This window comes from Actinoallomurus sp. NPDC052274 (assembly GCF_040679475.1).
Taxonomy (GTDB): domain Bacteria; phylum Actinomycetota; class Actinomycetes; order Streptosporangiales; family Streptosporangiaceae; genus Actinoallomurus; species Actinoallomurus liliacearum.
Genome location: NZ_JBFAUT010000058.1, coordinates 24,477 through 44,422, shown reverse-complemented (window position 1 = coordinate 44,422; position 19,946 = coordinate 24,477). Strand labels below are relative to the sequence as shown.

Annotated in this window: 18 protein-coding genes; 4 read left to right on the top strand and 14 right to left on the bottom strand. The window is 71.9% G+C overall.

The window, feature by feature from the left end; all coding sequences use genetic code 11:
* Position 1: 1 nt before the first annotated feature.
* Together AB0K82_RS35475 and AB0K82_RS35470 are read right to left on the bottom strand one after the other, a co-directional pair.
* Positions 2-787, bottom strand: a complete 786-nt coding sequence (locus AB0K82_RS35475) for a GNAT family N-acetyltransferase (protein ID WP_364405452.1) — start codon at positions 785-787, stop codon at positions 2-4.
* 430 nt (positions 788-1,217) lie between these two features.
* Entirely contained in the window at positions 1,218-2,486 is a 1,269-nt protein-coding gene (locus AB0K82_RS35470; RefSeq protein WP_364405450.1) for an MFS transporter, read from the bottom strand.
* 108 nt (positions 2,487-2,594) lie between these two features.
* On the opposite strand from AB0K82_RS35470, the gene AB0K82_RS35465 reads away from it, so the two are divergent.
* The gene (locus AB0K82_RS35465) at positions 2,595-3,479 is read left to right on the top strand and encodes a LysR family transcriptional regulator (protein ID WP_364405448.1); all 885 of its coding nucleotides are present in this window, start codon (positions 2,595-2,597) and stop codon (positions 3,477-3,479) included.
* A 67-nt stretch (positions 3,480-3,546) separates the two neighbouring features.
* Here AB0K82_RS35465 and AB0K82_RS35460 read toward each other — a convergent pair whose 3' ends face one another.
* Complete coding sequence (locus AB0K82_RS35460) at positions 3,547-4,407, bottom strand: SDR family oxidoreductase (protein ID WP_364405446.1); 861 nt, start codon at positions 4,405-4,407, stop codon at positions 3,547-3,549.
* Positions 4,408-4,535: 128 nt separating this feature from the next.
* Here AB0K82_RS35460 and AB0K82_RS35455 point away from each other — a divergent pair, with 128 nt between their 5' ends.
* Entirely contained in the window at positions 4,536-5,204 is a 669-nt protein-coding gene (locus AB0K82_RS35455; protein ID WP_364405444.1) for a TetR/AcrR family transcriptional regulator, read from the top strand.
* On the opposite strand, the gene AB0K82_RS35450 is transcribed toward AB0K82_RS35455, so the two are convergent.
* Positions 5,161-5,838, bottom strand: a complete 678-nt coding sequence (locus AB0K82_RS35450) for a helix-turn-helix domain-containing protein (RefSeq protein WP_364405443.1) — start codon at positions 5,836-5,838, stop codon at positions 5,161-5,163. The genes AB0K82_RS35455 and AB0K82_RS35450 overlap by 44 nt on opposite strands.
* 208 nt (positions 5,839-6,046) lie before the next feature.
* Here AB0K82_RS35450 and AB0K82_RS35445 point away from each other — a divergent pair, with 208 nt between their 5' ends.
* A complete protein-coding gene (locus tag AB0K82_RS35445; RefSeq protein WP_364405441.1) occupies positions 6,047-7,009 on the top strand; it encodes a zinc-dependent alcohol dehydrogenase family protein in 963 nt (320 codons plus the stop codon).
* A gap of 137 nt (positions 7,010-7,146) precedes the next feature.
* Here the strand turns inward: AB0K82_RS35445 and AB0K82_RS35440 are convergent, their stop codons facing one another.
* From AB0K82_RS35440 to AB0K82_RS35400, 9 genes are all read right to left on the bottom strand, one after another.
* On the bottom strand, positions 7,147-8,421 hold the full coding sequence (locus tag AB0K82_RS35440; RefSeq protein WP_364405439.1) for a glutamate-5-semialdehyde dehydrogenase: 1,275 nt from the start codon (positions 8,419-8,421) through the stop codon (positions 7,147-7,149).
* A 26-nt stretch (positions 8,422-8,447) separates the two neighbouring features.
* Complete coding sequence (gene proB, locus AB0K82_RS35435; protein WP_364405438.1) at positions 8,448-9,596, bottom strand: glutamate 5-kinase; 1,149 nt, start codon at positions 9,594-9,596, stop codon at positions 8,448-8,450.
* A gap of 24 nt (positions 9,597-9,620) precedes the next feature.
* Positions 9,621-11,036 (bottom strand): GTPase ObgE, encoded by a 1,416-nt coding sequence (gene obgE, locus AB0K82_RS35430; protein ID WP_364405477.1) that lies wholly within the window; start codon positions 11,034-11,036, stop codon positions 9,621-9,623.
* Positions 11,037-11,132: 96 nt separating this feature from the next.
* A complete protein-coding gene (rpmA, locus tag AB0K82_RS35425; protein ID WP_345353726.1) occupies positions 11,133-11,390 on the bottom strand; it encodes a 50S ribosomal protein L27 in 258 nt (85 codons plus the stop codon).
* A gap of 9 nt (positions 11,391-11,399) precedes the next feature.
* Positions 11,400-11,714: a 50S ribosomal protein L21 gene (gene rplU / locus AB0K82_RS35420; RefSeq protein WP_252778779.1), complete on the bottom strand. Its 315-nt coding sequence runs from the start codon at positions 11,712-11,714 to the stop codon at positions 11,400-11,402.
* A gap of 209 nt (positions 11,715-11,923) precedes the next feature.
* A complete protein-coding gene (locus AB0K82_RS35415; protein ID WP_364405436.1) occupies positions 11,924-14,665 on the bottom strand; it encodes an Rne/Rng family ribonuclease in 2,742 nt (913 codons plus the stop codon).
* 166 nt (positions 14,666-14,831) lie between these two features.
* Complete coding sequence (locus AB0K82_RS35410; protein ID WP_364405434.1) at positions 14,832-15,650, bottom strand: TIGR03936 family radical SAM-associated protein; 819 nt, start codon at positions 15,648-15,650, stop codon at positions 14,832-14,834.
* Positions 15,651-15,718: 68 nt separating this feature from the next.
* Positions 15,719-16,342, bottom strand: a complete 624-nt coding sequence (locus tag AB0K82_RS35405) for a hypothetical protein (protein WP_364405433.1) — start codon at positions 16,340-16,342, stop codon at positions 15,719-15,721.
* A gap of 77 nt (positions 16,343-16,419) precedes the next feature.
* Positions 16,420-17,478: a LacI family DNA-binding transcriptional regulator gene (locus tag AB0K82_RS35400; RefSeq protein WP_364405432.1), complete on the bottom strand. Its 1,059-nt coding sequence runs from the start codon at positions 17,476-17,478 to the stop codon at positions 16,420-16,422.
* A 96-nt stretch (positions 17,479-17,574) separates the two neighbouring features.
* Here AB0K82_RS35400 and AB0K82_RS35395 point away from each other — a divergent pair, with 96 nt between their 5' ends.
* Complete coding sequence (locus AB0K82_RS35395; protein ID WP_345353721.1) at positions 17,575-17,775, top strand: hypothetical protein; 201 nt, start codon at positions 17,575-17,577, stop codon at positions 17,773-17,775.
* Between the two features lie 223 nt (positions 17,776-17,998).
* On the opposite strand, the gene AB0K82_RS35390 is transcribed toward AB0K82_RS35395, so the two are convergent.
* A complete protein-coding gene (locus AB0K82_RS35390; protein ID WP_364405430.1) occupies positions 17,999-19,921 on the bottom strand; it encodes a TIGR03960 family B12-binding radical SAM protein in 1,923 nt (640 codons plus the stop codon).
* Positions 19,922-19,946 lie beyond the last annotated feature (25 nt).

Below are 19,946 nucleotides of genomic sequence, written 5' to 3'. Positions count from 1 at the left end.
CTCAGTTACCGCCTCCCCCGGTCGGCGGTGACCAGACGTAGGGGGTCGTGGTGGTGACGGCGTTGAAGCCAAGGCGTTCCAAGATGGGGCGGCTGTCGTCAGAGGCGTCGACCTGCAGGTATCGGTAGCCGTGCTCGGCGGCCAGGCGCGCCCGGACGGCCACGAGCGCCCGATAGATACCGCGGCCTCGCCACGCCTTCAGGGTCGACCCGCCCCACAGGGACGCGAATACCCCGTCCTCGCGGAGTGCCACCCAGGCGGCCGCGACGACCTGGCCGGCGGCCTCCGCCGTGAAGATCGCCAGCCGGCCGGAATCGGCGGCCAGTCCCCCGGCCAGATGGTCGCCGATGAAGCCGCAGTCGCGCTCCCACACCTGTGACTCCATCGCCACGATGGCGGGGATCGCCTCGGCGCCGACCCGGCGGATCACCACGCCGTCGGAGGCGGGAGGTGCGGCCGGCATGTCGGTGATACGGCCGATCACGACCGTCTCGGTGGGCTCGGCGACGAATCCCGCCGCTCGCAGCCGGTCGGGCAGGTCACTGGGGAGGTCGTGGCCGCGCGTCTTCCACTCCACGGCCTCGCCGCGGGCGCTGAAGAAGGCGATCTGCGCGGCGATGAGAGCGTCGACGTCGTGGCCGGACAGGTCGCGCGGACCGGTGACGAATCCGCGGTGCTCTCCGACGACCCGCAGCAGCGGACCGTCCCGCTCGGTCCATGCGCCCAGCGCGGGAACGCCCGTCCCGCGCAGATGCTCGTCATAGGCGGTCAAAAGATCCTCACTCATCTGGCCGAGAGTAATGACCCACGCGTCCCAGCGGCGACCACTTCTCCGCACCTCGACCGATCCCCTCGGGTTCGCCCTCCGCGCCCTGCTCGCTGGTGATTGCCGCTGCTACGGCGCAGTGAATGCCAGGGATCAAGGGTGAGCCATTCGGATGGCCTCGAAGTTCGGATGGACCGAGTTCAAGACTCGGTGAAGGTCCGCGGTACCAGGTAATTCGTCCCGTTAAGGGAGCCGATCCTGGCCGCCTCACCGAGCATTACGCCCGAACCGCGCCCCAGGGCGGCACTTCACCATCTGAGGCACGGCCGTCGGCGGCCAGACACGCGACATAGGTGGCGCTTGCGTAGAAGTCAAAATGGTGGATTCCGAATCCGGCTGATCGTTGGGAATAAGGAACCCACGACCGCTGAGTCGTGGGTTCTCTCTGGCGTCAGGAACGGCGGCCGCCCAGGGCCAGGATCAGGCCTGCTGCCAGGCAGAGGGCCGCCGCTACGGTGAAGGCCGTGCCGGCCGCGAGGCCGCCCATCACGGCGACGCCCAGCGTGGCGCCGACCTGGCGGACCGCGTTCAGCAGGCCGCTCGCGACGCCGGCCGCGCCCTCCGGCGCCGCCTGCACGACGCCCGTGACCAGGGCGGGCAGGGAGAAGGACACACCGAAGCCGATCAGGAGCATGCCGAGCCACGGCACCGGGGTCGCGGCGAGGCAGCCGAGGGTGAGCAGGCTCAGTCCGGCCAGGACCGGCGGGCGCGGCCCGTACCGCGCGACCAGCCGGCCGGTGACGATCGGGTTGAACGCGGTCGGCAGCGTCAGCGGCAGGAACGCCAGGCCGGTGGCGACCGGTCCCAGGTGACGCTGGAGGGACAGGGTCAGCACGAACAGGCCGCCCGACAGCGCGAAGTTGACCGCCGCGCCCGCGATCAGGCCCCGGCGCACGCCCGGCTCGGCGACCACCGCGCCGGGGACGGCCGGGGACGCGCTGCGCCGCTCCACGACGACCATGACCACGGCGAGGACGGCCGCCGCGATCGCCGAGACGACGCGCCGGTCGACGATGGCGTCGGTGAGCACGGCCAGGAAGGCGCAGGCCACGAGCTGTGCCCGCCAGTCGATGTCGCGCCCGGTCGCGGGCACCCGGATGCCGCGGACGAGCGCGAGGCTCAGCAACGCGACCGGGACGTTCACGAGGAACACCGCCCGCCAGCCGCCGATCGACACCAGCAGGCCGCCCGCGACCGGACCGGCCGCCAGCGCGCATCCCGTGATCGCCGCCCAGGCGCCGAGGGCACGGCCGCGCTCGGCCGGAACGGGGTACAGGCGGGTGATGATCGCCAGCGAGCTCGGCAGGCACAGCGCGCCCGCAGCGCCGAGCACGGCGCGCAGCACGACGAGGACGGACAGGTTCGGCGCCGCCGCGCTGAGCAGGGACACCAGGCCGAACGCGGCGACGCCCGCGGCGAACACCCGGTGCGCGCCGAACCGGTCCGAAACCGCGCCGGCGGACGGCAGCAGCGCGGCGAACGTCACCGTGTAGCCGGTGACCGCCCACTGCAGCCCGGCGACCCCGCCGCCCAGCGAGGCGCGCAGATCGGGCAGGGCGACGGTCAGGACGGTGGTGTCCAGCAGCACCAGGAAGTAGCCGAGCGAGAGACCGAACAGCCGGCTCGCCCGGGAAGAGATCGGCAGGGTTTCGGTTGACACGTAAGACTCCAGGAGAATGGGATGACCCCACAGTCGCGGCACCCGCCCGCTCCCCTCCACCGGCGGCGGCGAACGCCCCGTTCGGTAGAACCGAAAGGCCAGGTCAGCGTGGAGTTTCGGCAGTTGCGCACGTTCCTCGCCGTCGTCGCCGAGGGCACGGTGACCGACGCGGCGATCGTCGTGGACCTCGCGCCGTCGTCCGTCTCGGAGCAGGTACGGGCGCTGGAGCGGTCGCTGGGTGTCGCCCTGTTCGACCGGACGCCGGACGGCATGCGTCTCACCGAGGCCGGGCGGCGGATGGCGACGTGGGCCCGGCGGCTGCTCGACCAGGCCGATCAAGCGCGCCGTGAGGTGACCGGCAGGCCGGCCGTCGTACGGCTCGGGGCCCTGGAGACGCTCGCCGCCACGCTGGTCCCCGACATCGTCGAACGACTCTCGGCGCGCCGCCCGGACCTCGGCATCGAGGTGGCGCCGCTCAACCGCAGGGACGTTCTCGCCGGCGTCGAGGCCGGCTCACTCGACGCCGGGCTGCTCCTGGACAGCGGTCCGGCAGTGGGCGACCTGGGGTTCGAGGCGCCGCCGCGGCTGGACTTCCTCGACGTGGAGGCCGTGCCGCTGGTGTTCGTCACCGCGCCCGGGGCCGCCCCGGACCGCCTCCTCGTCACGCCGCCGGGCTGCTCGTTCCGCATGATCGCCGACCGGGTGCTGGGCAGCGACGGCGAGCGAACGGAGCTGGGCTCGGTCACCGTCATCCACGGCTGGGTGCGCCGGGGCCTCGGCGCGGCCCTGCTGCCGGAGTTCGCCGTCGCCGAGGATCTGCGCTCGGGCGCCCTCGTCGATCATCCGGTCGTGACGCCCGACGTCGCGCTGCGCCTCGTCTGGCGGGCCGACCGCGAGGACGCCGTCCGAGAGCTGCTGTACGCGGTGGCCGACGGCGCCCGCGACGCGTCGGCCCCGGCAGGAGGCACGCGGGCGGCAGCGGCGGCGAACTGATCTCCGTACCGCCGCCACGCCGCTCGCTCGAGCGCCTGGCAAGGCCCTGTCGACGCCGGCGCGCGGGTCAGCCGGTCGTTCCGGGGGCGGGGACGGCGTGTTCGGCGGCGCGGCTGACCTGCTCCCAGGCGGCCCAGGTCCGCATCCGCTGCCGGGCGATGTCGAAGGCCAGATCGTAGACCATGCCGCCGAGCAGCAACCGCAGCGGCGGATCCTCGCTGTCGACGAGCTTCAGCAGCGCTTCGGCGGCCAGGCGCGGCTCGCTGTCGACCGAGCCCTCGGCCCACTGCCTCTCCACCTCGGCGCGCAGAGGGGCGTACTCCTCCATGGGGGAGGTCATGGCCATGGAGGAGTACAGGTCGGTCCAGTAGCCGCCGGGCTGCACCATGCTCAGCTTGACGCCGAACGGCGCGACCTCCATGGCCAGGGCCTCGCTCATGCCCTCCAGCGCGAACTTGCTCGCGCTGTACAGTCCGGTGCTCGGGAAGCCACCGAGGGCGGCGATGCTGGAGATCTGCACGATGTGACCGGATCTCTGCGCACGCAGGTGCGGCAGGACGGCCTGGCAGACCCACATGGCCCCGAAGAGGTTGACCTCCAGCTGAGCGCGCGCCTCGGCCTCGGTGAACTCCTCGACCATGCCCGAGGACATGGTCCCGGCGTTGTTGACCACGATGTCGAGGCGCCCGAAACGCTCGACGACGGTGTTCACGGCGGCGAACACCGCGGCGCGGTCGGTCACGTCGAGGACGAGGGCGAGGAGCCGATCTCCGTAACGGTCGTCGAAGTCCTGTTCCTTGATCGTGCGGGCGGCGGCGACCACCCGGTCGCCGCGCTCCAGGGCGGCGAGGGCGAACGCGCGGCCCAGACCGCGGCTGGCTCCGGTGATGAACCAGGTGCGGGAAGAAGTCGTCGTCGGGGTGCGCATGCGGCTCCTGTCAGTTTCGCCCGTAGCGACCGAGACGATCCGTCTCGTCTCGTGACGGGACCGTAGCGACCCCTGTTCGACACTGTCAAGACGGACCGTCTCGTCTCACCTCTGTTAGATTCGACGGCATGACGACACAGCGGATGCCCTCCTCGAACGCGTCCCGCCGGAACGAGACGTCCCGGCGGGCCATCCTCACCGCAGCGTTCGAGCTGGTACAGGAGGTGGGCTACGCCAAACTGAGCATCGAGGGCATCGCGGCCCGAGCCGGTGTCGGCAAGCAGACGATCTACCGCTGGTGGCCCTCCAAGGGCGCGGTCCTCTTCGATGCCTTCCTTCTCATGCTCGGCGAATCACCGGACGGCGGCGAGGCCGCTCTGCCCGACACCGGAGACCTGGAGGCAGACCTGAAGACGGTCCTGCGGGCCACGATCGAGGAACTGAACGATCCGCGCTACGACGAGCCGATGCGCGCCTTGAACACCGAGATCATGCACGATCCGGCACTGGCCGCGCTCTACTCAGAACGACTGGACGGTCCGATGAGAGAGATGAAGAAACGACGGCTCCGCAGTGCTCAGCGGGCCGGGCAGCTCGCCGAGGGACTCGATCTCGACGTGGCCGTGGAGATGGTGTGGGGACCGCTCCTCAACCGATGGCTGCAGCGCAGCGGAGCGCTCACTCCCGAATACGCCGACAGCATCGTCGAGACCGCACTGAGCGGACTGCGCCCACGTCACCGGCATCGGCCCCTCAGCCCCGGTCATCGCCCAAGCCACCCGCAGGGCCACCGCTGACTACACGCTCGCCTGGTGCCGCGGGCGCCAATCGTGCCACCGGCGGTAGCGGGGAGTGCTTCCCGGAGGCTTGGAACGCCTGGATCACGAGCGCGGCGAAGCGCCGGGAGGCCGTGACCTGGGCGGCCATCGACACGGCGCGGATGCCCCTGTTGGCCATGAGCATGAGGATCAGGTCGTCCAGGACGAAGTCCGAGCGTAGGCGGCCGGCGTCCTTGGCACGGCGGGCGAGTACGGAGATCGAGTTCAGCGTTCGGTCACGGCCTGCGGCGAGATTCATCCCGTCGGGGATGGTCGACATGAAGGCGTCGGTGAAACCTCGGTTGCGCGCGTGCAGCTCACAGATTCTTTCGATCACGAAGCAGAGGCCTCGCCACGGATCCGGATCGGCACATCCCTCGTCGACGATGGCGTGACACGCGCGCATCTCGTCCATGAAGGCTTCGGTGACCAGCATCTGCTTGGTCGGGAAGCGGCGGTACAGGGTGGCGGGGCCCACGCCGGCGCGCCGGGCGATCTCCCGCATCGGCACGTTCAGACCTTCGGCGGCGAACAGCGCACGGGCCGCGTCGAGGATGCGTTCACGGTTGTCGAGGGCGTCGGAGCGCAGGGAGTGAGGCAAACGGTCCGTCACCGCTCTCACTTTAGCTAAGTGGACGGCCGCGTCCGTTAGCGTCCGAAGGCACGGGAACGTTGCGCTTTCCGAGTGCGGCTCCTCATGCGACGGCCACACCCATTCGTGCGGACCACGACCGTGCCCGCCCGCGCCGAAACCGCGACGGACCACCGGCCTCCGGCGTGCCCGGACCGGTCCCGATCGATCCCAGACCACGGAGACGACATTGAAGGCAGTCGCGATCCAGACGTTCGGAAGTCCCGAAGGTCTGACGGTCATCGACCTCCCTGCCCCGGCTCCCGCCGATGGACAGGTGCTGATCGCCGCTGAGGCGATCGGCGTGGGCGGCGTCGACGCCGTGATCCGAAGCGGTGCTCTCGCCGACTACGGGTTCAAGGAGGGCCATGTCCCCGGCGGCGAGGTGGCGGGCACCGTGACCGCGGTCGGTGACGGCGTCGACGCGTCCTGGATCGGTCGGCGCGTATGGGCGTTCACCGGCGTCGGCGGCGGCTACGTCGAACAGGCGATCGCCCCGGTCGAGGAGGTCCTCCCCCTCCCCGCGAACCTGTCCGCCGTCGACGCCGTGACGCTCGGGAGCGCTGGTGTGGTGGCCCACTTCGGGCTTTCCCACGCCCACTTCGCTCCTGGCGAGTCGGTGCTGGTACGCGGCGCGGCCGGCAGCATCGGGATCATGACGGTCCAGCTCGCGGCTCGTGGTGGCGCCGGCGCGGTGGCGGTCACGACGTCCTCGGCCGAGCGCGGCGATCGCCTGCGCGGGCTCGGCGCGACCCACGTGCTGGACCGCTCCGGCGAGGGAGGCGAGGACGCTCCCGCGGGCTACGACGTCATCATCGACGTCGTCGCCGGTGCGGACATGCCCTCATTCTTCGCCAGGCTCAACCCGAACGGTCGCATGGTGGCCGTCGGCGCGGTCGGCGGCCGACCACCGGCGGACTTCGGCACGACGATGATGGCGGACTTCCAGAAGTCGATGTCGTTCGCCACCTTCAGCGCCGCCACCGTGGCCGAAGCCGAGCGACGTGCCGTGCGGACCGCGCAGTTCGCCGCCGCGAGCCGCGGCGAACTGCACACGGTCGTGCACGAGCTGCTGCCATTGGAGCAGGCCGTGCTGGCGCACCGGAAGATGGACGCCGGCGAGGTGTTCGGCAGGATCGTGCTGACGCCGTAGCCCTCGCGGCTCACCGAGCCGATCACATCGCGACCGGCTCGGACGCGGCAGCCGCCGGGACGGGACGATGAGGACACCGCCTGACGGATCCCGGTCCCGTACCGCCGCCGCGCCGCTCGGCTGGTCGACCGCGGTGGTCAGACGCCCTTGAGGTGGCCCTCGCCGGTGACGACGTACTTGGTGGAGGTCAGCTCGGGCAGGCCCATGGGGCCGCGGGCGTGGAGTTTCTGGGTGGAGATGCCGATCTCCGCGCCGAACCCGAACTCCTCGCCGTCGGTGAACCGCGTCGAGGCGTTGACCATGACGGCGGCGGAGTCGACGAGCGCCGTGAAGCGCCGGGCGGCGGACTGGGAGGTCGTCACGATCGCCTCGGTGTGCGCCGAGCCGTACCGCCGGATGTGCGCGACGGCGGCGTCGAGCGAGTCGACGACGGCGGCGGCGAGGTCGAGGGAGAGGTACTCGGTGCCCCAGTCCTCCTCGGTCGCCTCGACGACGGTCGCCCCCTCCCCCGCGTGCGCGCGGACCGCCGCGTCGCCGTGCACGGTGACGCCCTTCTCCCCCAGGGCCCGCAGCGCGCGCGGCAGGAACGCGTCCGCGATGTCGCGGTGCACGAGCACCGTCTCGGCCGCGTTGCACACCGACGGGCGCTGGGTCTTGGCGTTGACGAGGATGTCCACGGCCATGTCCACGTCGGCGGCCGCGTCGACGTACACGTGGCAGTTGCCGGTCCCCGTCTCGATGACCGGGACCGTCGACTCCTCGACCACCGAGTTGATCAGCGAGGCGCCGCCGCGCGGGATCAGCACGTCGACCAGGCCGCGGGCCCGCATCAGGTGCTTGACGGAGTCGCGGTCGCGGCCCGGCACGAGCTGGATCGCGTCGGCCGGCACGCCGCCCGCGACGTCGGCCAGCGCCCCGCGCATGACCTCGACCAGCGCGGTGTTGGAGTCGTACGCCGAGGAGGATCCGCGCAGCAGCACCGCGTTGCCGCTCTTGAGGGTCAGCGCGGCGGCGTCGACCGTGACGTTCGGGCGGCCCTCGTAGATGATGCCGACCACGCCGAGGGGAACCCGGATCTGCCGCAGCTCCAGCCCGTTGGGCAGCGTATAGCCGCGGACGGACTCCCCCACCGGGTCCGGCAGGGACGCCACGTGGCGGAGCGCGGCGGCGATCGCGGCGACCCGGTCCTCGGTCAGGCTCAGCCGGTCGATCATGTACTCGGAGGTGCCGGCCTCGCGGGCGCGGGCGACGTCGCCGGCGTTCGCCTCGACGATCTCCCCGGAGCGGGCCACGAGGGCGTCCGCGATGGCGTGCAGCGCGGCGTCCTTGACGGCGCGCGGCAGCGGGGCCAGCTCTGCGGCGGCCTGCCTGGCGCGCCGCGCCACCTCGAGAACCTGCTCCTGACTGCCCATCTGTCCTCCTCCTGGCCCGCCTGGTCTCAGTGCCGGGGGCTCGCTGCCTGCTCGCCGACCAGGACGACCAGGCCGTCCCGGTGAATGATCTCGCGTTCGTACTCCGGGCCGAGCTCCCGCGCCAGCCAGCGCGTCGACCTGCCCATCAGGTCCGGGATCTCCGCCGCGTCGTAGTTGACCAGCCCGCGCGCGACGACCCGGCCCTCGTCGTCGCACAGGTCCACGGGGTCGCCCGCGCTGAAGTCGCCCTCCACCCCGGTCACGCCGGCGGGCAGCAGCGACTTGCGGTGCCGGACCACGGCCTCGACCGCTCCAGGGTCCAGGCGCACCCGGCCCTGCCCGGTCGTCGCGTGCGCCAGCCACAGGCGCCGGGTCGACGGCTGGGCACCGGCCGGGTGGAAGTACGTTCCGACGTTCTCGCCCGCGAGCGCGGGGCCGGCCGAGTCGGCGTTCGTCAGGACGACCGGGACGCCGGCGATGCGGGCCGCCTCCACCTTGGTGACCATGCCGCCGGTGCCGACCCGGCCCGAGCCGCCGAGACGCACGCCGTCCAGGTCGGCGGGCTCCCGGACGTCCTGGATGCGCCGCGCGCCCGGCTCTCGCGGGTCGCCGGTGTAGAGGGCGTCCACGTCGGACAGCAGGATCAGCGCGTCCGCGCGGACGAGGTGCGCGACGAGGGCGGCGAGCCGGTCGTTGTCGCCGAACCGGATCTCGTCGGTGGCGACCGTGTCGTTCTCGTTGACGATCGGCACGACGCCGAAGGTGAGGAGCTGTTCGAGGGTGCGCTGGGCGTTGCGGTGGTGCGAGCGGCGCATCATGTCGTCGGCGGTCAGCAGCACCTGCCCGACGCCCAGGCCGTACCGCGCGAAGGACGCGGTGTAACGGGCCACCAGCAGTCCCTGCCCCACGCTGGCCGCCGCCTGCTGCAGCGCCAGGTCGTGGGGCCGGGCGGGCAGGCCGAGCGGGCCGAGCCCGGCGGCGATCGCGCCGGAGGAGACGAACACGACCTCGCGGCCCTTCGCCGCGCCCGGCCGGCCGTCGGTGCCGCGCCAGCCGGCCAGCACGTCGACGAGCGCGTCGATCCGGGCGGCGTCGATCGACCCGTCCGGAGTGGTCAGCGAGGACGACCCCGCCTTGACGACGATCCGGCGCGCGCGGACGACCGCCTCACGCACGGCGAACCCCCCGATCCACCATCATCAGCGGCCCTCCAGGCGCAGGTCGGTGCCGCGGCGGCCGAGGACGTTGTCGGAGCCGGCCAGCACCTCGGGCTCCCAGTCGAAGACGATCGACTCGTCCTCGGAGCCGATGTACACCGTGGCGCCGGGCTCGGCACCCGCCTCGGCCAGCCGCTCCTCGACGCCGAGCCGGGCGAGCCGGTCGGCGAGGTAGCCGACCGCCTCGTCGTTGGTGAAGTCGGTCTGCCGCAGCCAGCGCACCGGCTTCTCGCCGGTGACGAGGTAGGCGCCGTCGGGCATGGCGCGCACCTCGAAGTCGGCGCCGCCGACGGGCGCGGGCCGGATGACCAGCCGGGTGGGCTCCTCCACCGGCTGCGCGGCGCGGTGGGCGGCCACCATCTCGGCCATCGCGAAGCTCAGCTCGCGCAGGCTCTCGTGGGTGGCGGCGGACACCTCGAAGACCTTCAGCCCGCGCTTCTCGAACTCCGGGCGGACCAACTCGGCCAGGTCGCGGGCGTCCGGCACGTCGACCTTGTTGAGCACGACCAACCGGAGGCGGTCCGACAGCGGCTCGTCGCCCAGGGCGTCGTACGCCGCGAGCTCCGCCTCGATCACCTCGAAGTCCGACAGCGGGTCGCGGCCCGGCTCGAGGGTCGCGCAGTCGAGGACGTGGACGAGCGTGGAGGCCCGCTCGATGTGGCGCAGGAACTGCAGGCCCAGGCCCCGGCCCTGGCTGGCGCCCTCGATCAGGCCCGGCACGTCGGCGACCGTGTAGACGATCTCGCCGGCGCTGACCACCCCGAGGTTCGGGGTGAGGGTGGTGAACGGGTAGTCGGCGATCTTCGGTTTCGCCGCGGAGAGCGCCGCGATCAGCGAGGACTTGCCCGCGCTCGGGAACCCGACCAGCGCGACGTCCGCGACGGTCTTCAGCTCCAGCACGACGTCGAGCTCGTCGCCCGGCTCGCCGAGCAGGGCGAACCCGGGCGCCTTGCGCCGGGCGCTGGCCAGGGCGGCGTTGCCCAGCCCGCCGTGGCCGCCCTTGGCGATGACGAACCGGGTGCCGGACCCGACGAGGTCGGCCAGGACCTCGCCGTCACGGGTCTTGACGACCGTGCCGTTCGGGACGGGGAGCACGAGGTCCGTGCCGTTCGCGCCGTTCTTGTGCGACCCCTGGCCCTGCTTGCCGCCGGTCGCCTTGCGGCTGGGCCGGTGGTGGTAGTCGAGGAGGCTGGCGGTGTTCGGGTCGACCTCCAGGATGACGTCGCCGCCACGTCCGCCATTGCCGCCGTCCGGCCCGCCGAGCGGCTTGAACTTCTCCCGGTGCACCGAGGCGCAGCCGTGGCCCCCGTTGCCGGCCTGGACGTGCAGGACGACCCGGTCGATGAACTGCGCCCCCGGCGGCCCGGCGTGACCGCGCCGCGCCGGCGCCTGTGGCATCTCGTCCGGCATGTCCTCACCCTTCATCCAGAAAAAAGACGAGGGCGGGCCGATCAACGGCCCGCCCTCGTCTGAAAACCTGTCGCGTCGGCGGACCTACTCCGCCGGCGGAACGATGCTCACGGCGCGACGACCGCGGTAGCGGCCGAACTCCACCGAACCAGCGACCAGCGCGAACAGCGTGTCGTCGCCGCCACGGCCCACGCCCGGACCCGGGTGGAAGTGGGTGCCACGCTGCCGGACGATGATCTCGCCCGCGTTCACGAGCTGACCGCCGAAGCGCTTGACGCCGAGCCGCTGGGCGTTGGAGTCACGACCGTTACGGCTGGAGGACGCGCCCTTCTTGTGTGCCATGTCTGCGACCTACTTTCCGGCCTTGATACCGGTGACCTTGACCTGGGTGTACGGCTGGCGGTGACCCATGCGCCGCTTGTACCCGGTCTTGTTCCGGTAGTGCATGATGTTGATCTTCGGGCCCTTGGTCGCACCAAGGATCTCGGCGGTGACCTCGTACTTGGCCACCTCGCCGGGCGCGCTGACGACGTTGTCGCCGTCAACGACGAGCACGGCCGGGAGCGTCACCGTCGAGCCGACCTCACCGGCCACCTTGTCGACGGTGAGCACATCGTCGACGGCCACCTTCTCCTGCCTGCCGCCGCAACGGACGATCGCGTACACCGCGGAACCTTTCCTTTGCGTGCCTCGGGCACGACTAATCGAACAAGCTCATTTCGGAAGCTGCTGCCCGCACCCACCGAAACCGGGGGCCTCAGGCGCGCTAACAACGGCGCGGGAAAGCGCCGGACACCTAGAGTACCGGATTCCCCTACCGAAGGTCGAACCGGCGGGCACCCGGCCGTCCGGAGGGGACGGCCGGGAACCGCACGTCACTCCGCGGTGGCCTCGGACCGGGCCCGCGGGGAGCGCCGCGTGCGCCGGCGACGGCCGTTGGCCGAGGGCTCGGCGTCGGCGGTCTCCTGCCCGGCCTCCTCGGCCGTCTCGAGGGCCTCGGCGGGCCGTACGTCGTCGGCCACCCCCTCGCCCGCCGCCGGGCCGGACACGGCCTCCGCGGGCGCCTCGGCTCCCGCCGCCGTGACCTCGGGCTCGGCGTCGGCCTTCGTCTCGGCCGCGGCCTTGGCGGCGTCCGCACGGGCGGCGCGCCGCTCGGCGCGCGCCAGCTTGTCCTCGACGGCCTTCTCGACCTCGCCCTTGCGCTTCTTGCGACGACTGGGCGTCGCCGCCTTCTCCGCCTTCGGCTCGACCGGCGAGAGGGTGACGTGGATGCCTCGGCCGTTGCAGCAGTCGCACGGCTCGGAGAACGACTCCAGGAGCCCCCCGCCGACCCGCTTGCGGGTCATCTGGACGAGGCCGAGCGAGGTCACCTCGGCGACCTGATGCTTGGTGCGGTCCCGCGACAGGCACTCGAGCATCCGGCGCAGCACCAGCTCGCGGTTGCTCTCGAGCACCATGTCGATGAAGTCGACGACGATGATCCCGCCGATGTCACGCAGCCGCAGCTGGTGCACGATCTCCTCGGCAGCCTCGAGGTTGTTGCGGGTGACCGTCTCCTCGAGGTTGCCGCCCTGCCCGGTGAACTTGCCGGTGTTGACGTCGACGACGGTCATCGCCTCGGTCCGGTCGATCACCAGCGAGCCGCCGCTGGGCAGCCAGACCTTGCGGTCGAGCGCCTTGGCCATCTGCTCGTCGATCCGGTACGAGGTGAAGACGTCCTCGTCGTCGGTCCACTTCTGCAGCCGGTCGGCCAGGTGCGGTGCGACGTAGCCGACGTACTCCTGGACCATGTCCCACGCGTCGTCGCCCTGGACGACGAGCCGGGTGAAGTCCTCGTTGAAGATGTCGCGGACCACGCGGATGGTCAGGTCCGGCTCGCCGTACAGCATCGCCGGCGCGGACGCGGTCTTGGACTGGCGCTTGATGTTCTCCCACTGGGCGGACAGGCGGGAGACGTCGCGGGACAGCTCGTCCTCGGTGGCGCCCTCCGCGGCGGTGCGCACGATCACACCGGCGTTCTCGGGCATGACCTTCTTGAGGATCTGCTTGAGCCGCGAGCGCTCCTTGTCGGGCAGCTTGCGGCTGATGCCGGTCATCGAGCCGTCCGGGACGTACACCAGGTAGCGGCCGGGCAGCGAGATCTGGCTGGTCAGCCGGGCGCCCTTATGGCCGACGGGGTCCTTCGTGACCTGCACCAGCACCGACTGGCCGGACTTCAGCGCCGACTCGATGCGGCGCGGCTGGCCCTCCAGGCCCGCGATGTCCCAGTTGACCTCGCCGGCGTACAGGACGGCGTTGCGCCCCTTGCCGATGTCGACGAACGCCGCCTCCATCGACGGCAGGACGTTCTGCACCTTCCCGAGGTAGACGTTGCCGATGTAGGACTGGTGGCTGGACCGGTCGACGTAGTGCTCGACCAGGACCTTGTCCTCCAGCACGCCGATCTGGGTGCGCTCGCCCTCCGAGCGGATCACCATGACGCGCTCGACCGACTCACGCCGGGCCAGGAACTCCGACTCGGTCACGATCGGCGGGCGACGGCGGCCCTGCTCGCGGCCCTCGCGGCGGCGCTGCTTCTTGGCCTCCAGCCGGGTCGAGCCCTTGACGGCCTGCACCTCGTCCTCGACGACGCGCGGCTCACGGACGTGGACGACCGTGTTCGGCGGGTCGTCCGGCGAGATGTCCTCGCCGTCGGCCCCGACGCTACGGCGGCGCCGACGGCGCCGGCGGCGGGTGGAGCCGCCGTCGGCCTGCTCGTCGTCGGCCGCGTCCTGCTCCGGCTCCTCCTCGGCCTGCCCCTGCTCGGCCTCGTCCTCGGTCCGGTCGGTCTCCTCGGCCTCCTGGCCGTCACGCGCCTTGCCCCGGCCCCGGCCGCCACGACGGCGGCGCCGACGCCCGGAACGGTCCGAACCGTCCTCGTCCTCGCCCTGCTCGTCCTCCGGCTCCTCGGGGGCCGGCGGGGTCTCGACCTTCTCCTTGACGTCGGCCTTGGGCTTGGCCTTCGCCTCGGCCTTCGGCTGCGCCTCGGCCCGGGCCCGCGACCGCGGCGCCGCCTCCTCCTCGGGCAGCTGCGGCGGCTGGAAGACGACCATCGGCGGCTGGAACGCGGCCTCGGGAACGGCCGGCGGCGGCCCGGCGGGCCTGGTCGCCGCCCCGGCCGGCTCCGACGCGGCGGCCGCGAACGGCTCCGGCGCGGACTGCGGCTCCGATGCGGGCTCCGGTTCGGGCGCGGGCGCGGTGGCGGTCTTGCGGGTCCGGCGGGTACGCGCGGGCTTGGCCGTGCTCGCGGCGTCCTCGCCCTTCGCGCTCGCGGTGGCCTGCCCCTTCGCGCTCGCGGCGGCCTTGTCCTTGGCGCTGGGGCCGCCCTCGCTCCGCGTGCCGGTCGCCGCGTCGCTCTTGTCCGCCGGCGGCGGAGCGGCGGCCGTGGCCGGCTCCGCTGACACCGCCGACGCGGGCCTCGTCACCGGCCGCGGGCTGGTCTCCTCCTCGAACTCCGGCGGAGGGCCCGCCGGGCGGCTCGCGCGCCGCGGGCGGGTGGTCTTCTTGGGCTGTTCGTCGGTTTCGATGCTGTGGTCCCCGGTGCCGCCGGTGGCGTCACCGTAATTCTTGTCAAGCATGCGGGCTGTCTCCCGTCAGGCTCCCGGGCGCGACCCGCGAAGGGTGCGCCGCACAGGAGCTCTCCGTTTGTCGTTGTCGCCGGCATGGCCCTGGCGGGTCGTGCCGACAAAGTCATCAGGGGTGCGCCCGGCCGTCCCCGAGAATCCATGCGCCGCACGGATCCGTTTACGACTGAGCGCCGACGGCGTCCGGCGCCGTGGCTCGTACGGCGTCCGCGCTCGCGGCGGCGTCATCGCCTGCCGGTGCGGTCTGCCGGTCGGAGGCCAGCGGGTCGGTGAGCTCACCGGTGGAATCGTCGAGCGGCCCCTGCGCCAGCCGCGTCACCATGGGCGGTGACGGCGGCGCGAGGTCGGCCACCTGACGAAGGCCGGTGAGGACGTCGTCCGGTCGAACAGCGGGCGTCGTGTGCCGAACAACCATTCGAAGTATGGCACATTCGACATCCGTGTCCTGGGTGGCGCGCCGGTCGATCTCGCACGCGATTACCGCGGCGCGAGCGTCGAAACGCCGGCGTCCCTTCTTCGTGAGGCGCTCGACCTCGATCTCACCGGCCGCCATGAACGCACGGACGGCCGCGTCGGCGACGTCGGGGGCGACGCCGTCCAGGCGCACGAGCCACCGCGATGCCTCCAGGCGCTCCGCCAGAGCCCCGGCTCCCGCCTCGACGACCTCGACGATGTCGAGTCCGTCGGGCAGAACTGCGTCGAGGGCGGTCCGCACCTGGTCTGGATCGCGATGGGTGGTGAGCCCGATCTCGAGATACTCCGCCTCACTGGCGACCCCGGTTGCCGCCGCACCCGTGTAGGAGATCTTCGGGTGCGGAGAGAATCCGGCGCTGAAGGCCACCGGGATCCCGGCACGCCGTACGGCGCGTTCCACGGCCCGGGAGATGTCACGGTGGCTGGTGAACCGCATCCTGCCGCGCTTGGCGTACCGCACGCGCAGGCGTTGGGTCACGGGGGCCGGCGCCGGGCCCTCCGGCATGGGTGCCAGGGTTTCGGTCCTTCCTACTCGTGCCAATCCAAAAGTCTCTGTCCTCTAAGAGTACGGGGTCACGGGCGCCGCGTATCCAGCCCCAGTGCCCGGAACACCGAACGAACGGCCGCCCCGGCGGGTTTCAGGACGTTGACGCGCACCCATCTCGCAGGTGTCAGCACGGTGACGCGCCATATCCAGGCGACGACGCGCAGGACCGGCAGCGCGAACGTCCGCCAGATCCACCGTACGGGCCGTACGAGGAGGTGGAAGAGCACGATCCCGGCGAGCCGCCAGAAGTACGCGATGGCGCGGCCCAAGGCGGCCAACAGCGGCCACACGGCGCGCCACAGGGCGGCGAGGCCGCGGCCGATCCAGCGCGCCGCGTACGCGACGGGCACGAGGAGCATAGCCAGGCACCAGGCCAGGGCCCGTCCGACCGGCCGCAGGAGGTAGCGGTATACCGCCCGGCCGAGCGGCACCAGGATCGCCTCGGCCACCCAGCGCAGCGGGAGGACGACCAGCACCCGGAACAGCCACGCGACGGGCCGGATCAGGACCTGGTACACCAGCCAGCCGATCGGCCGGAGGACGTACCTGCCGACGAGCCTCCCGATCAGGGCGACCAGCTCCCAGAGCAGCCGGATCGGCACCACGACGATCATGATGGGCACGGTGATGCAGCCTGGCGCTTCGTTCACGCCTGTACGACGCACGATCGTTCGTTCTGGTTTCGCCCTGTCACCCGCCGTTTATTCCGTCACGTCCTTTTATCGAGTCACACGCCGACGTCGGCCGGTGGCGCGGTCGTACGGCGGACGACGAGCTCGGTCGGCATGAGCACGCAGGGGGCGGGCTCACGGGCGGGCTCGAGGAGCAGCCGCCCCGCCGTGGTGCCCTTCTCGGTGATCGGCTGGCGTACGGTGGTCAGCCCGGCCGGGGCGGCGGCGGGCACGTCGTCGAAGCCGACGACCGACAGCTCCCGGGGAACCTCGATCCCCCGATGCGCCGCGACGTCCAGGACCGCGAACGCCACCTCGTCCGTCGGCGCCAGGATCGCGGTCGGCCGCGGGCTCCGGTCGAGGATCCGGACGGCGGCCTGGCGGGCGAGCTCCCGGTCGTTCGCCGTCCGGTCGAGGACGACGTCCTTCCACTCCAGCCCCGCCCCCACGCAGGCGTCGTGGTAGCCGGCGAGCCGGGCACGACCCGCGCCGAACCGCAGGTCCCCCGGTCGGTCCAGGTCCAGCCAGTCGCGGTCGGTCCGGCCCGGCGCGGGCTGCACGCCCAGCACGGCGACGCGCCGGTGCCCGAGGCCGAGGACGTGCTCGGCGGCGGCGCGCGCGGCGGCCCGGTCCTCGATCCCCACGAACGGCACGCCCTCGACGTACGGATAGTCGACGGTGACGACGGGCAGGCGACGGCGCAGCACCGTCTCGACGAGCGGGTGTCCCTCGGGGGAGAACAGGCAGAAGCCGTCCACCACGGCGTCCGCGATCACCTCCTCGGCGAGGTCCGGGGACGGCCAGCCGATGAGGTGGAGGCCGGTGCCGGACTGCTCGGCCACCCTGGCCAGGCCCCGCAGGAAGCCGACCGCGTAGGAGTCGGCGAAGGCGTACGACAGCTCCTCGGTGAAGATCACGCCGATCACGCCGGCCCGGCCCCGCCGGAGCGTACGGGCCGCCGGGTGGGGGCCGGGGTAGCCGAGTTCTCCCGCCACCTCGAGGATCCGCCGGCGCAACTCCTCGTTGAGCTGGTCGGGCCGGGAGAAGGCGTTGGACACGGTCGTACGCGAGACGCCGACCCGATCGGCGATCGTCTGCAGTGTGACGCGTTGCACGAGATGCCACCCTAGTTCTGAATTGATTAAGAAGGGGACACGACGTACTCTTGAGGAGGTAACTGAATCGATAAAGATGTCTCGGAAGGAGACAGCATGACTCCGCTGCAGGTCGTCACGTTCATCGCGGCGCACGACACGATGCGCGCCGAGGCGCGCTCGGCGCTGCCCGACGCCCCCAAGATCCCCTACGTGCCCGACGAGCCCCGCACGCCGGTCGTCCGCACCGCCCTCGCCGGGCTGCTCCGCCGCACCGCCGACCGCGTCGACCCCCGCCTGGAGCCGTCGGTGGGATGACGGTGACCATCGAGCGCGTTCCGCCGGCCACGGCGAACGCCGACCCCGCGCGATCCGGCGGGCCCCCTCGGGCCCGCCGGATCTTTTTTGCTCGCGTGACCGCCGCGGCCCTGTTCGGCAGGCCGGCGCCCGACGGGCGCATCCGCCGGATCGAGCGGACCCCAGACCCCGGGCCGCCGGATCCTGATCCTCGACGACCCGGTGGCGTCCGGGAGCCGGGTCCTCAGACCACCGTCAGGGGAAGAAGCTTTTTGCCGGTCGGGCCGATCTGGATCTCGGTGTCCATGGTCGGGCAGACGCCGCAGTCGTAGCACGGCGTCCAGCGGCAGTCCTCGACCTCGGTCTCGTCGAGCGCGTCCTGCCAGTCCTGCCACAGCCACTCGCGGTCGAGACCGGCGTCGAGGTGGTCCCAGGGCAGCACCTCGACCTCGTCGCGCTCCCGGACGGTGTACCAGTCAAGGTCGACCGCGTCGTCGGCGAGCGCCTTGTCCGCGCAGGCCGTCCAGCGTTCGTACGAGAAGTGCTCGCTCCACCCGTCGAACCGGCCGCCGTCCTCCCAGACCGCCTGGATGATCTTCCCGACGCGGCGGTCACCGCGGGACAGCAGCCCCTCGATGATCGACGGCTGGCCGTCGTGGTAGCGCAGGCCGATGGCGCGGCCGTACTCCTTGTCGCGCCGCAGCGCGTCCTTCAGCGCCCGCAGGCGCCGGTCGACGGTCTCGTGGTCGCACTGGGCCGCCCACTGGAACGGCGTGTGCGGCTTGGGCACGAACCCGCCGATGGAGACGGTGCAGCGGATGTCGCGGCGGCCGGTGGCCTGCCGGCCCGCCTGGATGACGCGCTTGGCCATGTCGGCGATCGCGAGGACGTCCTCGTCCTCCTCGGTGGGCAGCCCGCACATGAAGTAGAGCTTCACCTGCCGCCAGCCGTTCTCGTACGCCGTCGTGACGGTGCGGATCAGGTCGTCCTCGCTGACCATCTTGTTGATGACCTTGCGCATCCGCTCCGACCCGCCCTCCGGGGCGAACGTCAGCCCGGACCGGCGCCCGTTGCGGGAGAACTCGTTGGCGAGCGTGATGTTGAAGGCGTCGACGCGGGTCGACGGCAGCGACAGCGACGTGTTGGTGCCCTCGTACCGGTCGCCGAGGCCCTTGGCGATGTCGGCGATCTCGGAGTGGTCGGCGCTGGACAGGCTCAGCAGGCCGACCTCCTGGAAGCCGGACTCCTTCAGCCCGGTGTCGACCATCGCGCCGATCGTCGTGATCGACCGCTCGCGCACCGGCCGGGTGATCATGCCCGCCTGGCAGAACCGGCAGCCGCGCGTGCAGCCACGGAAGATCTCGACGCTGTACCGCTCGTGCACGGTCTCGGCCAGCGGAACGAGGGGCTTCTTCGGGTACGGCCACTGGTCGAGGTCCATGACCGTGTGCTTGGCGACCCGCCACGGCACGCCGGGACGGTTGGGCGCGACGCGCTGGATCCGGCCGTCCGGCAGGTAGCCGACGTCGTAGAACTTCGGGACGTAGACGCCGCCGGACTTCGCGAGCCGCATCAGCAGCTCGTCCCGGCCGCCGGGCCGCCCCTCGGCCTTCCACTCGCGGATCACCTCGGTGACCGCCAGGACGATCTCCTCGCCGTCGCCCAGCACGGCGGCGTCGAGGAAGTCGGCGATCGGCTCCGGGTTGAACGCCGCGTGCCCGCCGGCCATCACGATCGGGTGCTCGTCGGACCGCTCCGTCGCGCGCAGCGGGATCCCGGCCAGGTCCAGGGCGGTGAGCATGTTGGTGTACCCGAGCTCGGTGGAGAAGCTCACTCCCAGCACATCGAACGCGCCGACCGGCCGGTGCGCGTCCACCGTGAACTGCGGGACGCCGTGCTCGCGCATCAGCGCCTCGAGATCCGGCCACACGCTGTAGGTGCGCTCGGCGAGCACGCCCTCGCGCTCGTTCAGCACCTCGTAGAGAATCTGCACGCCCTGGTTGGGCTGGCCCACCTCGTACGCGTCCGGGTACATCAGCGCCCAGCGGACGTCGCAGGAGTCCCAGTCCTTGACGGAGGAGTTCAGCTCCCCGCCGACGTACTGAATCGGCTTTTGCACCTTGGGGAGCAGCGGCTCCAACCGGGTGAACAGCGACTCGACGGCCATGACGGAACGCCTCCGAAGACGAATA